We start from the raw sequence: 13,354 nt of genomic DNA, 5'->3' as shown, positions 1-13,354 counted from the left end.
CTCCCGATGAACACGGCCGATGGCCACGGTGGACGGCCACGGCCGATGAACACGGCTGATCAACACGGCTGATGAACACAGCCGTACGACGGCCGTTGGCCCCCGCCCGGGCGCAGCCTCCGGGGGTCCAACGGCCCTCGTACGGGCCTGTGGTTGACTGAGTCCGTGTTGCACGAGTCGGTCTTCCGGTCCGTGGACCTCCCGGTGGACGCCCGGTTCGAGGCCTGGGCGGAGCTGATGCGCCGTACCCACGCGCCCATGGTCCTGGTCCCCAAACCGCTGTCGACAGCCGACCGCGCCGCCGACTACTACGCCCACCAACGCCTCATCACCCTCGGCGACGTGGCGATCTGGCCGGCCAGGTTCGATCCCATGGTGTTCCGCCGCACCCCGAGGCTGATCCGTCAGTCCGACCCGGAGACGTTCCACCTCTCGCTGCTCATGGGTGGCGCGGGCCTGGCCAGCTGGGGACGGGAGCAGGTCGCGTACGGGGTCCGTGACTTCCATGTCAGTTGTTCGTCGAAGGCGTTCGACGTCGAGACCGGCACCGAACAGGTCACCACGGTCGGTATCGAGATACCACGCTCGCTCGTCGCCCTCCCCGCGCGGCAGGCGGACCGCGTGGTCGGCAGCAGTCTGTCGGGCCGCGAGGGCCTCGGCGCGCTGCTGGCGCAGTTCCTGACGCAGCTGGCGGCGGACACGACCCCGTACCAGCCGTCCGACGCGCCCCGCCTCGGCCAGGTCGTCGCCGACCTGATCACCGCGCTCTTCGCCCACACCGTCGACACGGCACCGCGGCTGACGCCGGAGGCCCACGGGCGGACACTGCTGCTGAACATCAGGGCGTTCATACGGCGGCACCTGGGCGACCCCGAGCTGACGCCCGCCGCCATCGCCGCCGTGCACCACATCTCGCGCAGCTATCTGCACCGGCTCTTCCAGACGGAGGGCCTCACCGTCGCCACGTACATCCGCGACCAGCGGCTGCGGAACGCGTACCGCGACCTCACCGATCCCGATCCCGTGCTGCGGGCCACGCCGATCCACGCGATCGGGGCCCGCTGGGGGTTTCCGCGGGCCGCCGAGTTCAGCAGGGCGTTCCGTACGGCCTACGGGGTGCCGCCGAGTGAGCTGCGGCGCGAGGTGGCCGCCGGGCGGGTGGCGGACAGTCGGGTGGCAAAGAGCCAGGTGGCGGACAGTGGACTCGTTGCCAAGTGACAGTGGACCGTCAGCCAACGACAGGGGCCGGGATTGCGCGCATCCTGGTGATCGCCGCCACGGAGGGCGGCCGTCCGGATCTCCGGGATCGGGCCAGGACACCAGCGGGGGAGCCCTGGGCCGGTTCGGCCGCTCGCCGGGACGGCCGCCCTCGTGGTGTTCGCCGGGCACCTGATGGCTCGGAGGCGACGGCTGTTGGCCGGCGGCTGCGGGTCGTTCGTGGCTGGTCGCGCGGTTCCCCGCGCCCCTGAAAGGGCTTCGCCCCTGAAAGGGCTTCGCCCCTGAAAGGGCTTCGCCGCTTTCAGGCCCTCAGCGCACTGAATCCCTCACCGCCCTCACCAGCGCCTGGGCCCTCGGGTCCGCCGTGACCGTCTTGCGGTAGCCGTTCGTGATGTAGCCGAAGGCGATGCCCGTGTCCGGGTCGGCGAAGCCGAGGGGGCCGCCTCGGCCGGGGTGGCCGAGGGACCCGGCGCCCAGGAGCGGGGAGGCGGTGCCGTGGAGCATGTAGCCGAGGCCGAAGCGGGTGTTGATGACGAGGACGCGGTCGGGGCCGGAGGACTCCTCGGCGCGGGCCGCTTCCAGGGTCGCCGGGCTGAGAAGCCGTACGCCGCCGACCTCGCCGATGAGCGCCGCGTAGAAGCGGGCCAGGCCCTCCGCCGTGGCGATGCCGTTGGTCGCGGGGAGGGCGGAGGCGCGGTACGCGGGGTCGTTCTGGTCGGGGAACGGGGTGATCGCGGCGAAGGCGCGACGCGTGAGGGAGTCCGGGTCGTCGTAGGCCTCGGTGACCGAGCGCTTGGCGCGGACCCGCAGACCGCCCGCCGGCTCGGGCGCCGACTCCAGCCGGCCGGCGCGGCCCACCCGGCCCGTCGCCGCCACCGACTCCGGCAGCCCCAGCCACAGGTCCCCGTCCAGGCCCAGCGGGGCCGCGATGTCCGACGCGATCCACTCGCCGGTCCCCCGGCCGGTCACGCGCCGGACCAGTTCGTCCAGCAGCCAGCCGTACGTGAGGGGGTGGTAGCCGTGGCCGGTGCCGGGCTCCCAGGCGGGGGCCTGTGCGGCGACGGCCGCGGGGCCCCGGCGCGGGTCCAGCGCCTCGGCGGGGGTGAGGGGACGGTCGAGGACCGGGAGTCCGGCCCGGTGGTTGAGGATGTGCCGGACCAGCACGCCGTCCTTGCCGTGCGCCTTGAACTCCGGCCAGTACCGGCCCACCGGCGCGTCGAGGTCCAGCTCGCCGCGCTCGGCCAGCATCAGCGGTACGGCGGCGGCGACACCCTTCGTCGCCGAGCGCATGATCTGGGCGGTGCCGTGCTGCCAGGGGGTGGTGCCGTCGACGTCCCGGGTGCCGGCCCACAGGTCGACGACCTTGCGGCCGTGCCGGTACACGACGACGGCCGCGCCCCGTTCGCCGAGCGCCTCGAAGTTGCGTACGAAGGCGGCCCTGACCGGCTCGAAGCCCTCGGCGACCGTACCGTTCACGTCCACGCCGGTGCTCCCTGTCCGTTCACTCGCCCCACTCGCCACGACGACGGGTGCAACGTACCCGCCCGGTCCCGGATTCCCCCGCCCGGGGCGGCTCAGCCCAGCAGGATCGTGACGTCGATGTTGTCGCGGGTCGCGTTCGAGTACGGGCAGACCTGGTGGGCGGCGTCGACGAGCTTGGCCGCGATGTCCTGGTCGATGACCGGGAGGGAGACGCTGAGGGCGACGGCGAGGCCGTAGCCGCGCTGCCTGTTGGGGCCGATGCCGACCTTCGCGGCGACGGTGGAGCCGGTCAGGTCGTAGCCCGCGCGGCGGCCGACGAGGACCAGCGCGTTGTGGAAGCAGGAGCTGTACCCGGCGGCGAACAGCTGCTCGGGGTTGGTGCCGTTGCCGTCGCCGCCCATCGCCGGCGGCATCGCGACCTTGAGGTCGATCTGGCCGTCCTGGCTGCTGATGAAGCCGTCGCGGCCGCCGTGCGCGGTGGCCTCGGCGACGTACATGATCTTCGTCGGGCGCGTGTCCGGGCGGCCGTCGGAACGGGTGTCGGCACCGGTATCGGCAGCGGTATCGGGACGGATCTCCACCGCGGCGTCGTCAGTCATGCCCTTGGCCTCCCCCAGGACGAGCGCGTGGCCTCCCCAGGACAGGCGCGCACGAATACATCGTGCACAAGGTACCGGCCGGTAGGAAGTGAGCGGTTACCAGGGGGTAGTAACCATGGGTAACGCAAGGTCACCGCCGACCGCGCTCAGCGGCCCGCCGCCTTCGTCGCCCGTGCCGTCAGCTGCCACAGTTCCTCGCGCAGCCGGGCCACCTCGGGATCCTGGAGGCCGGTGGCGGCCGCCAGGGTGGCCGGGACGGCGGTCGCGCGGTCGCGGAGCTGTTCACCGCGTCCCGTGAGCGCGACGCTCACCGAGCGCTCGTCCCGCACCGACCGCTCCCGGCGCAGCAGCCCGGCCGACTCCAGCCGTTTCAGCAACGGCGAGACCGTGCCGTAGTCGAGGCGCAGAGCGCCCGTCAGTTCCTTGACGGTGGTCTCACCGTGCTCCCAGAGGCAGAGCATGACCAGGTACTGCGGGTAGGTGAGGCCGAGTTCGTCGAGCAGCGGACGGTACGCGGCGGTGACCGCGCGCTGGGCCGCGTACAGGGCGAAGCACAACTGCTCGTCGAGGAGCAGCGAACCCGGCCGGTTCGTATCCGCTTGGTTCGTCACGGGGTTCATTGTCGCGGACCCGTACGGCGTGACCCGGACCGCGCACTCACCCCCCGGCCTTCAGCACCTCCACCACCATCGGCCCGGCGGCCTCACCGCCACGACCGCCGCCCTCCGACATCGCCGCGGCGGCCACATCCCCCCGGAACGCGGTGAACCAACTGTCCGCCTGGGCGTTCCCGTCGATCTCCGCGGACCCGGTCTTCGCGCCGATGTCCCCACTCAACCCCGACATCACGCCCGCGGCCGTCCCCTGCGGCTGCGTCGCGGTCATCCTCATCATCTGCTTCAACTGCGAGGCGGTGCCGGCCTTCAGCCCCTTGGCCGTGGCCAAGTCCCGGTCGTCCAGCTCCGGCGAGACCAGGTACGGCTGCCGGAACGTCCCCGTGATCGCCGTCGCCGTCACTGACGCCATGTTCAGCGGGTTCATCAACACATCCCCCTGCCCGATGGCATTGGCGGCCCGGTTCGGCCCGCCGGAGGGCGGCACCTTGCCGTCCATGGAGACGATGCCCGTCTTCCAGTCGTCCCGGGCGAGCCCGAACCGTTCCTGCGCCTCCTTGGTCAACGACGCGTCGTTCATCGGTCCTTCGTCGATCAGCTTGATGAAGGCCGTGTTGCAGGACCGCATGAAGCTGTTGGCGAGCGAGGCGCTCTCGTCGGCCTTCAGGCCCGGCAGGTTCTTGAAGGTCTGGCTCTGCCAGGTGGCCGTGTCGGGGCAGGGGGCGGGGCCGTTCATGGAGGTCACGCCGTTGTCGATGAGCGTCGCGGCGGTGATGATCTTCATGGTGGAGCCGGGCGGGAGTTCGCCCTGGAAGGCCGCGTTGAAGCCGTCCTCGCGGTGGTTGGCGACCGCCAGCACCTGCCCGGTGCTGGGCTGCAGCGCGACCACGGACGACTCGGCGTACTTCTTGACCGCCTTCTCGGCCGCCGCCTGCACCCGCGCGCTGATGGTCGTCTCCAGCCTGCCCGCCTTGCCCTCGGCGAGGGTGAGCAGCGTGGTGTCGGCCGCGTTGGTGGTGGTGTGCCGGATGCCGAGCTCGACACCGGGGGTGCCGCCCGCGTCGGCGCCGTAGCGCTCGCGCAGGGTGTCGAGGATCGGCCCGAGGGAGGGGTACTTCTCCTTGGTCAGCTCGGTGCCGTCCCGGTCCACGGCCTCGATGGGCGGCGCCGCCGCCTCCCCGATGAACAGCCTGTCGCCGGCCTTGAGTTCGGGATGCACCACGGACGGCTGCCAGTCGACCAGAGCCCGCCCGGTCGTCTTCCCCCGCACGACGGTCAGTTCGCTCTTGTACGCGAGCTTCTTGCTCTTGCCCTCGTACGACACCCTCGCCGTGACGGAGAACGGCACGGTCCGGCCGCCGGCCCCGGTCGGCTTCCCGGGTTCGATCCTCACGTCGTCGATGCGCGCGGCGTCGACGAAGCTGGTGAACACCGCCCCCGCGTCCGCCGCGTCGTTCGTGTACGACGACGCCGTGACCGCGTCGCCCTTCTCCCAGGCCCCGAAGAACTTCTCCGTCGTCTCCCGGACCTCGTCGGAACCGGGCGGCCCGGTCTGCTTCTGCGCGCCCGGCCCCTCCCCGTTCAACGCGGTCACGAAGTTGTACCCGCCGTACCCGGCGCCCCCCACCATCACCGCGAACACTCCGCCGACTATGGCGACCTTGGCCCCCTTGCGCATGACGCGACCCCCCTTTTTTTGAACACGTTCAGCAACCGCTTACCGCGGCTCACTGTAAGCAGGGAGGGGTAATGGGCGGGAAAAATGCTTCCTGTGTGTTCCCTGATTGTTAGGCGGCCGGACCCCAAGGGCCGCCTTCAGGCCATCACGCCCACCTATCCAGCCACATCCGCGACCGCTCTCTGCCGGGCGGGTGCACCCTGGATGAGTCCGGTCGTGCGGGGGCAGGGAGGGCCCATGAAGGGGAACGATCCGCACATCCATGTCGCGTCGAAGGTGGTGCACGACGATGCCGCCGTCCGCACCATGGTGGCATCCACGTTCGGTCTGGCCGGAGACCTGCCGAGCCTCGTCACTACCGGATGCGGGGTCCGGGTGCCGTATGCGATGACCTCTCCACGTCCGGACCGGGTCACCTGCCTCGCCTGCCGCGAGCACGCGCGGCGCGAGCACCTGCGCTTCGCGGAACAGGTCGAACACCTGAGCCGCATGCCGGGATCGACCATCAGCCCCGCCCGGGGAAAGCTGGCCGCGGACAGGCACCGTGACCTCGCGCAGGCGTTCTCCGACGCCGAGGGCTAGCCCTGGACCGTGAGCCGGGCCAGGTCGAACCGGTGGGCGGCGAGGTCCTCGGAGCGGATGAGCCAGTAGAGGGAGCCCTCGTCGCCCCAGGTCGTCTTCGCGTCGCTGTCGCTGCGGAACTGGGCGAGCAGGACCCAGCGTTCGGCTTCCCGGTCCAGCGGTCGGTCGCCCCACGCGTGCATGCCGCCGAGCGTCGCGTTCGCGATCTCGTACTCCACCGGGCCCTGGACAGGCACGGCGTGGCCCCCGATCTGGTGGTCGATCCGGGTGCGCAGCCGCCCGAAGGCGCGGACGAACGCTTTGAGCTCGGCCGGGGTGTCGCGGGGGTGGGGCCAGGGCCGGGTGTCGCCGAGCAGGGCTCGCCGGGCCTGGGGCAGCCACAGGTCCGGGGCGCTTTGCCCGGTGTCCGCACCGAGTTCCACGCGCGGGAACGCCTCCAGAGCAGGGGGCGTGTCCGCCGGCAGGACCGGGGTGTTCTCCGGGACGTACAGCACCTGGGCCCCGGCCCAGGTCTCAGGGTCGTCGACGGACACGAAGGCGTCTTCGTCCACCTGACCGTCGAAGTAGAAGAAGAGCAGGGTTCCATCCCGGGGGAACTCCTCGGCGAGCCCGTCTCGGGGCAGTGCGGCACACCGCACCGAAGCGACGAAGGACAAGGGCCCGTAACCGGGCCACTCGGGCCAGGCGGCCCCCGCCGGAAGCTCCGGGGCGCCGCCGAGAACAGCCACGATCCGCTCGTCGGCTTCGGCCGGGCGCAGGCGGGCGCACGGGCGCAGGAGCGCTGTCCAGCGCTGAACCAGACCACCGGGAAGATGCTCGGCAGCGATCCCGGAGTACGGCTCATCAGTCATGACATCCATCATTTCGGACCCCACCGACGCTCCCCCGAACCCGGGACCCCCATTACAGGATTACGTAGCCGGTTACGTGGTTCCACTGAGCCCGGTTCTTCCCGAGCATGTTCTTGCCGGTCCCGGTCCTGCCACGACCCCAGTGCGAACTTCCGCGCCTGGAAGTGATGCTCTGGACCTGATGTGTCGGACCAACACCCGACTCCACGCGGGATCAGTGATGTTCCCTGACCGCCTCGCCGCCGTCGAGGGCACCTCGGCCGAGGCCCGGGCGTACCGGCGATATGTGGCCAGGCTCCGCGATCCTCTTCCTCTGCCCCGCTAGACCCACGTATCCAGCCACATCCGCGACCGCCAGCTGTCGATAGGGATCGGCTGGCCCGTGTAGAGGGGCCAGAAGTAGATGAAGTTCCAGACGATGAGCAGGACCAGGACGCCGGCCGCCGCGGCGCCGGCGACGTGGCGGCGTTCTGTGGCGCGCGGTGGGCCGAGGAGCGCGCCGATCATCATCGTGACGGCGAGGCAGAGGAAGGGGAGGAAGACGACGGCGTAGAAGAAGAAGATCGTGCGCTCCTGGTAGAGGAACCAGGGGAGGTAGCCGGCGGCGATGCCGCAGGCGATCGCGCCGGCGCGCCAGTCGCGGCGGAAGAACCAGCGCCACAGGACGTAGAGGACCGCGAAGGCGGCGGCCCACCAGAGCAGGGGCGTGCCGATGGCGAGGACCTCGCGGGCGCACTTGTCGGCGGTGTCGGCCGGGCAGCCGTCGTTGCCGGGGGTGGGGGACTCGTAGAAGTACGAGACGGGGCGGCCGACGACGATCCAGCTCCACGGGTTCGACTGGTACGTGTGCGGCGACGACAGGCCGACGTGGAACTCGTAGACCGCGTGCTCGTAGTGCCACAGGCTGCGCAGCCAGTCCGGCAGCCAGCTGAACCAGCCGCCCCTGCCCTCGGTCGCCGCCCAGTCGCGGTAGTAGCCGCCGGTGCCGTCGTCCGGGGAGAGGATCCAGCCCGTCCAGGAGACCAGGTAGGTCGCGATCATGACCGGGACCGTGGAGAGGAACGCCAGGCCCAGGTCGCGCTGGAGCGTGGCGATCAGCGGCTGGCGGGCGCCGGCGACCTTGCGGGCCGCGTAGTCCCACAGCACCGTCATGATCCCGAAGAACACCATGAAGTACAGGGCGTTCCACTTCGTGCCGAGGGCCAGGCCCAGGCAGAGGCCCGCCAGCCAGCGGTACGGGCGCCAGCCCAGGCGGGCCGTCTCGGCGATCAGGGAGTTGGGGCGTACGACTCCGTCGCCGTCCGGGGGGAGGGCGGCGGCCAGGCGTTCTCGTGCCCGGTCCCGGTCGATGACCAGGCAGCCGAACGCGGCCAGCACGAAGAACATCAGGACCTGGTCCAGCAGCGCCGTCCGGCTCATCACGAAGTGCAGGCCGTCCACCGCCATCAGCCCGCCCGCGAGGCAGCCGAGGAACGTCGAGCGGAAGATACGGCGGCCGATACGGCACAGCATGAGGACGGAGAGGGTGCCGAGCAGAGCCGTCATGAAGCGCCAGCCGAACGGGTTGAACCCGAACATCAGCTCGCCCAGCCCGATGACGTACTTGCCGACGGGCGGGTGCACCACATACGCCGGGTCCGTCGGGATCGGGACGTTCCCGTTGTTCTGGAGGATCAGCTCGTTGGCGTTCTTGGCCCAGTTGACCTCGTACCCGCGGTGGACGATCGCCCACGCGTCCTTGGCGTAGTACGTCTCGTCGAATATCACCGCCTTGGGGCTGCCCAGGTTGTAGAACCGCATCAGCCCGGCGACCAGCGTCACCAGCAGCGGACCGCCCCACGCCGACCAGCGCACGAGGCGTACCGCCACCTCCTCGCGCAGCCCGAGCACCGCCCACAGCCGTGGGCTGGGCCGGGTGTACGGGGGCACCAGGCGGTCGCGGACGTCGCTTCTCGGCGGCGTCGCGTAGCCGAATCGGCGCAGCCGCTGCTGCCACGACGGCCGCTGCTCCTGGGTGGCCTGGTCCTGCCGGGTGTCCGTGGAGGACGCGGTACTGGTCACGGCGCCATCGTAGGGAACACCGCTGTGGGAGTCCCGTGGGACGAGAATGTGGGGGCGCGCTCCGCTGGGTTGGGCCAGCCGCCTAATAGCTCGGGGGCGCGTGTGGTTTCGCGGCTGCGGGTGGGTCGTGGCTGATCGCGCCGTTCCCCGCGCCCCTGCCGGGGCTGCGCCCCTGGGAGTATGGGGGCGTGACAGGAACCCTTGTGTTGGCAGGCACCCCCATCGGTGACATCGCGGACGCGCCGCCCCGGCTCGCCGAGGAGCTGAGCGGGGCGGATGTGGTCGCCGCCGAGGACACGCGGCGGCTGCGCCGGCTCACCCAGGCGCTGGGGGTCCAGCCGGTCGGGCGGATCGTCTCCTACTTCGAGGGCAACGAGGCCGCGCGTACGCCGGAACTCGTCGAGGCGCTGGTGGGCGGCGCCCGGGTGTTGTTGGTCACGGACGCGGGGATGCCGTCGGTCTCCGACCCCGGGTACCGGCTGGTCGCCGCGGCGGTGGAGAAGGACATCCGCGTCACGGCCGTACCCGGACCGTCCGCGGTTCTGACCGCCCTCGCGCTGTCCGGGCTGCCCGTCGACCGGTTCTGCTTCGAGGGGTTCCCGCCGCGCAAGGCCGGGGAGCGGCTCGGGCGGCTGCGCGAGGTCGCGGAGGAGCGGCGCACGCTCGTCTACTTCGAGGCGCCCCACCGCCTCGAAGCGACGCTCACGGCGATGGCCGAGGTGTTCGGGGCCGAGCGGCGGGCCGCGGTCTGCCGGGAGCTGACCAAGACGTACGAGGAGGTCAGGCGCGGGCCTCTCGGGGAGCTGGCCGAGTGGGCGGCGGCCGGCGTCCGGGGTGAGATCACCGTGGTCGTCGAGGGGGCGCCGGAGAAGGGTCCCGAGGAACTCGACGCCGAGGAGTTGGTGCGGCGGGTTCGGGTGCGGGAGGAAGCGGGGGAGCGGCGCAAAGAGGCGATCGCGGCGGTGGCGGTGGAGGCCGGGGTGCCGAAGAGGGAGGTCTTCGACGCGGTCGTCGCTGCGAAGAGGGCCGCGCCGTAAGGGGGCTGGGTGCGTAACCGGTGCGGGTGCGGGTGTGTGGGGGGCCCGCACCCACGCGGCGGAACCGCGGATCGACACAGCCCCGCGCCCCTCAAAAGCAGGGGCTGCGCACCGTGCTTTTTGCCACGAGCCACCCGCACCCGGCCACGCGCCATCACCCCAACGGCGCAGCACGGCCCATGGCCTGGCAAAGCTGAGCAAAGCACAGCCCTCGCACCGACAGCCTTCCCACAAGGGCAGGCCAAAACGGCTTCAACAGTCGGCAGGTGGCGTGCGTTCGGGGTCGGCCCGGGAGTCCACTAGGTGGTGAGGACGTACACGTCGTCGCCGTCCAGCGGACAAGAGGAGCTGGCAATGACCGAGATCGCAGAGCGGGCCGTACTGCGCGACACCGCCACCGCCGTCGTTCACGAGTCCTATTCCTTCGCCTGCATGCGCTGCGGGCACGGGTGGGAGCAGTCGTACGAGATAGAGCACCACGACGACGCCCGGGGGCGGGACTTCGTGATGTACGTGGCCGACGGCGAGGTCGTGCCGTCCCCGCTGTCGAGGCCCACGTGCCAGAACTGCGACGGTCATGTCGTCCGGATCATGCGGGCGGGTCAGGTGTCGTCCGTGCGGGACGCCGAGCGGCAGCGGTACGCGCTGAAGCCCCGCCCTGAGACGGCGGAGATGGACGCCGACGCGGCGAAGCCCAAGGAGCATCACCACTGGCACCTGGCCGACCTGCTGCACCCGTTCCACCGCAAGGCGAGCTGACCTCCCCCAGCGAGCCTGGAGCGCATGCCCCGATCGTGCGATTCGTAGGATCGGGGCATGCCTTCGAACGACTCCGGCAACGCGTCCGGCAAGAACGACAAGAACGCCGCGCCCCCGCTTCCCGAACCCCTCCGGGTGCCGGTCGCGGATTCGCACACCCATCTGGACATGCAGTCCGGCACCGTCGAGGAGGGCCTCGCGAAGGCCGCCTCGGTGGGGGTGACGACGGTCGTGCAGGTCGGCTGCGACATCAAGGGCTCGCGCTGGGCCGCCGAGACGGCCGAGCGGTACGAGGCGGTCCACGCCACGGTCGCGCTGCACCCCAACGAGGCACCGCGCATCGTCCACGGCGACCCCGACGGCTGGTCCCGGCAGGGCGCGCGTACGCCCGGCGGTGACGCGGCGCTCGACGACGCCCTCGCCGAGATCGACCGGCTGGCCGCGTTGCCGCAGGTCAAGGGGGTCGGGGAGACAGGGCTCGACTACTTCAGGACCGGGCCGGAGGGCAAGGCCGCCCAGGAGCGGTCGTTCCGCGCGCATATCGAGATCGCCAAGCGGCACGGCAAGGCGCTGGTCATCCACGACCGCGACGCCCACGACGACGTGCTGCGGGTCCTGAAGGAGGAGGGCGCGCCCGAGCGGACCGTCTTCCACTGCTACTCCGGCGACGCGGCCATGGCGGAGATCTGCGCCGGGCACGGCTACTTCATGTCCTTCGCCGGGAACATGACCTTCAAGAACGCCCAGCCGCTGCGCGACGCCCTCGCCGTCGCGCCTCTCGAACTCGTCCTCGTCGAGACCGACGCGCCCTTCCTGACGCCCGCGCCGTACCGCGGACGGCCCAACGCGCCGTATCTCATTCCGGTCACGGTCCGGGCGATGGCCGTGGTGCGGGGGATCGACGAGGACACGCTGGCGACGGCGATCGCGGCGAACACGGCGAGGGCGTTCGATTACTGACGGATCACGGTTCGTCGGCCGTTCGAGGGACGCGAAAAGATGATCAGCGGCCCGTGTCGCGACACAGAGTGACCGCGTTGCTTTGGAGGGTGACCGGAGTCCGCTAGGTTCACGTCGCCCGACCCGGACCCGGATCCCCTCTGGAGCGTGTCGTCGTGAGCAATGTGCAGTCCTCGCAGTCGCCGCAGTCGCCGTCGTACGAGATCTACGAAAGCCATGGCCCGGACGGTACGAGCAGGCAGCCGGCGTACGACGCCGAGACGCTGCCGTACGGGGGCCACGCGGACACGTACCGGCCCGCGTACGAAGAACTGGCGGGCTTGGGCCCCGAGTCCGCCGAGCCCGTCGAACCGGTCAGCCGTGGGCGGGCCTTCTCCCGGCGGGCCGTGCGGCGCAGACGGGCGGCCGAGCGGGCCACCCCATTGCGGCGGCTGCTGCCGCAGGCGCTCGTGGTGGCGTTCCTCGCCGGCGGGACCTCCGCGTTCGTGGCGAAGGACAAGGCGATCGAGCTGACCGTCGACGGGCGGCCGCGCACGCTGCACACCTTCGCCGACGACGTCAGCGAGCTGCTCGCCGACGAGGGGGTCGCCTTCGGCGCCCACGACGTCGTCGCCCCCGGCCCCCGCACCGCCCTGAGCAGCGGTGACGAGATCGCCGTGCACTACGGGCGGCCCGTCGCCCTCACCCTCGACGGTGACCGGCGCGAGGTGTGGACGACCGCCCGCACGGTGGACGGGGCACTCCAGCAGCTCGGAGTGCGTGCGGAGGGCGCGTACGTGTCGACCTCGCGCTCCCGGCGCATCGGGCGCGAGGGGCTGGAGCTGGACGTCCGTACCGAGCGCACCGTCACGATCATGGCGGACGGGCGGACGCGGACGATCCGTACGAACGCGGCGACCGTGGGGGAGGCCGTGGAGCAGGCCGGGGTCACCCTGCGCGGGGAGGACACCACCTCGGTCGCGTGGTCGAGCTTTCCGCGGGACGGGCAGACCGTGACCGTGCTGCGGGTGACCAGGTCCAGGGAGGTACGTGAGGAGCCGATTCCGTTCCGGGTGCGCCGTGTCGAGGACTCCTCCCTCTTCCGGGGCACCGAGGTCGTCGAACGGGCCGGCCGGCCCGGGACCCGGCGGGACACGTACGCGCTCCGGACGGTCAACGGGGTCAGGGAGCGGCCCCGGCTGCTGCGTACGGAGGTCGTGCGTGAGCCGCGGGATCAGATCGTCAAGGTGGGCACCAAGCCGATGCCGACGTCGGTGGCCGGTGGGGAGGGGCTGAACTGGTCGGGGCTGGCGGCGTGTGAGTCCGGGGGGCGGGCCAACGCGGTCGATCCTTCGGGGACGTACGGGGGGCTGTATCAGTTCGATACGCGGACCTGGCAGAGTCTTGGGGGGAGCGGACGGCCGCAGGACGCCTCGGCCGCCGAGCAGACCCTTCGGGCGAAGAAGCTGTACGCCCAGCGGGGGGCCAGTCCTTGGCCGCATTGTGGTGCGCGCCTGCGGGGTTGAGGGCGCGG

The 13,354-nt window shown here is 71.4% G+C and carries 12 protein-coding genes; 6 read left to right on the top strand and 6 right to left on the bottom strand.

Annotated elements, in window-relative coordinates:
- The first annotated feature begins 165 nt into the window (after positions 1–165).
- Positions 166–1,218, top strand: coding sequence for a helix-turn-helix domain-containing protein (locus tag ACWD26_RS20395; protein WP_451272326.1), 1,053 nt, complete (start codon positions 166–168; stop codon positions 1,216–1,218).
- Between the two features lie 309 nt (positions 1,219–1,527).
- Here ACWD26_RS20395 and ACWD26_RS20390 read toward each other — a convergent pair whose 3' ends face one another.
- The 4 genes from ACWD26_RS20390 to ACWD26_RS20375 all read right to left on the bottom strand — a co-directional run bounded on the left by ACWD26_RS20390 (position 1,528) and on the right by ACWD26_RS20375 (position 5,591).
- Positions 1,528–2,700: a serine hydrolase domain-containing protein gene (locus ACWD26_RS20390; RefSeq protein ID WP_451271922.1), complete on the bottom strand. Its 1,173-nt coding sequence runs from the start codon at positions 2,698–2,700 to the stop codon at positions 1,528–1,530.
- Between the two features lie 92 nt (positions 2,701–2,792).
- On the bottom strand, positions 2,793–3,299 hold the full coding sequence (locus ACWD26_RS20385) for an organic hydroperoxide resistance protein (protein ID WP_451271921.1): 507 nt from the start codon (positions 3,297–3,299) through the stop codon (positions 2,793–2,795).
- A gap of 146 nt (positions 3,300–3,445) precedes the next feature.
- Positions 3,446–3,919, bottom strand: a complete 474-nt coding sequence (locus ACWD26_RS20380; RefSeq protein WP_451271919.1) for a MarR family winged helix-turn-helix transcriptional regulator — start codon at positions 3,917–3,919, stop codon at positions 3,446–3,448.
- A gap of 37 nt (positions 3,920–3,956) precedes the next feature.
- The gene (locus ACWD26_RS20375; protein ID WP_451271917.1) at positions 3,957–5,591 is read right to left on the bottom strand and encodes a penicillin-binding transpeptidase domain-containing protein; all 1,635 of its coding nucleotides are present in this window, start codon (positions 5,589–5,591) and stop codon (positions 3,957–3,959) included.
- 237 nt (positions 5,592–5,828) lie between these two features.
- Here ACWD26_RS20375 and ACWD26_RS20370 point away from each other — a divergent pair, with 237 nt between their 5' ends.
- The gene (locus tag ACWD26_RS20370; protein WP_451271915.1) at positions 5,829–6,173 is read left to right on the top strand and encodes a hypothetical protein; all 345 of its coding nucleotides are present in this window, start codon (positions 5,829–5,831) and stop codon (positions 6,171–6,173) included.
- On the opposite strand, the gene ACWD26_RS20365 is transcribed toward ACWD26_RS20370, so the two are convergent.
- Positions 6,170–7,024 (bottom strand): YwqG family protein, encoded by an 855-nt coding sequence (locus tag ACWD26_RS20365; protein WP_451271913.1) that lies wholly within the window; start codon positions 7,022–7,024, stop codon positions 6,170–6,172. The two genes, ACWD26_RS20370 and ACWD26_RS20365, sit on opposite strands and share 4 nt — an antisense overlap.
- Positions 7,025–7,345: 321 nt before the next feature.
- On the bottom strand, positions 7,346–9,085 hold the full coding sequence (locus ACWD26_RS20360) for a dolichyl-phosphate-mannose--protein mannosyltransferase (protein WP_451271912.1): 1,740 nt from the start codon (positions 9,083–9,085) through the stop codon (positions 7,346–7,348).
- Between the two features lie 188 nt (positions 9,086–9,273).
- On the opposite strand from ACWD26_RS20360, the gene rsmI reads away from it, so the two are divergent.
- The 4 genes from rsmI to ACWD26_RS20340 all read left to right on the top strand — a co-directional run bounded on the left by rsmI (position 9,274) and on the right by ACWD26_RS20340 (position 13,346).
- A complete protein-coding gene (gene rsmI, locus ACWD26_RS20355) occupies positions 9,274–10,122 on the top strand; it encodes a 16S rRNA (cytidine(1402)-2'-O)-methyltransferase (RefSeq protein WP_451271910.1) in 849 nt (282 codons plus the stop codon).
- A 354-nt stretch (positions 10,123–10,476) separates the two neighbouring features.
- A complete protein-coding gene (locus ACWD26_RS20350) occupies positions 10,477–10,881 on the top strand; it encodes a hypothetical protein (RefSeq protein ID WP_451271908.1) in 405 nt (134 codons plus the stop codon).
- 57 nt (positions 10,882–10,938) lie between these two features.
- Entirely contained in the window at positions 10,939–11,841 is a 903-nt protein-coding gene (locus tag ACWD26_RS20345) for a TatD family hydrolase (RefSeq protein WP_451271906.1), read from the top strand.
- A gap of 155 nt (positions 11,842–11,996) precedes the next feature.
- Positions 11,997–13,346 carry a ubiquitin-like domain-containing protein gene (locus ACWD26_RS20340; RefSeq protein ID WP_451271904.1) on the top strand — a complete coding sequence of 450 codons (1,350 nt, stop codon included), beginning with the start codon at positions 11,997–11,999 and terminating at the stop codon, positions 13,344–13,346.
- The last annotated feature ends 8 nt before the right edge of the window (positions 13,347–13,354 follow it).

This window comes from Streptomyces sp. NPDC002787 (assembly GCF_053592095.1).
The sequence above is the reverse complement of the archived record's forward strand: the minus strand, read 5'-3'. Positions and strand labels throughout refer to the sequence as shown.

Coding starts and splice junctions, on each gene's coding strand:
- ACWD26_RS20385 (WP_451271921.1), bottom strand. CDS start 3,299: ATGACTGACGACGCCGCGGTGGAGATCCGTCCCGATACCGCTGCCGAT.
- ACWD26_RS20380 (WP_451271919.1), bottom strand. CDS start 3,919: ATGAACCCCGTGACGAACCAAGCGGATACGAACCGGCCGGGTTCGCTG.
- ACWD26_RS20375 (WP_451271917.1), bottom strand. CDS start 5,591: ATGCGCAAGGGGGCCAAGGTCGCCATAGTCGGCGGAGTGTTCGCGGTG.
- ACWD26_RS20370 (WP_451271915.1), top strand. CDS start 5,829: ATGAAGGGGAACGATCCGCACATCCATGTCGCGTCGAAGGTGGTGCAC.
- ACWD26_RS20345 (WP_451271906.1), top strand. CDS start 10,939: ATGCCTTCGAACGACTCCGGCAACGCGTCCGGCAAGAACGACAAGAAC.
- ACWD26_RS20350 (WP_451271908.1), top strand. CDS start 10,477: ATGACCGAGATCGCAGAGCGGGCCGTACTGCGCGACACCGCCACCGCC.
- ACWD26_RS20365 (WP_451271913.1), bottom strand. CDS start 7,024: ATGACTGATGAGCCGTACTCCGGGATCGCTGCCGAGCATCTTCCCGGT.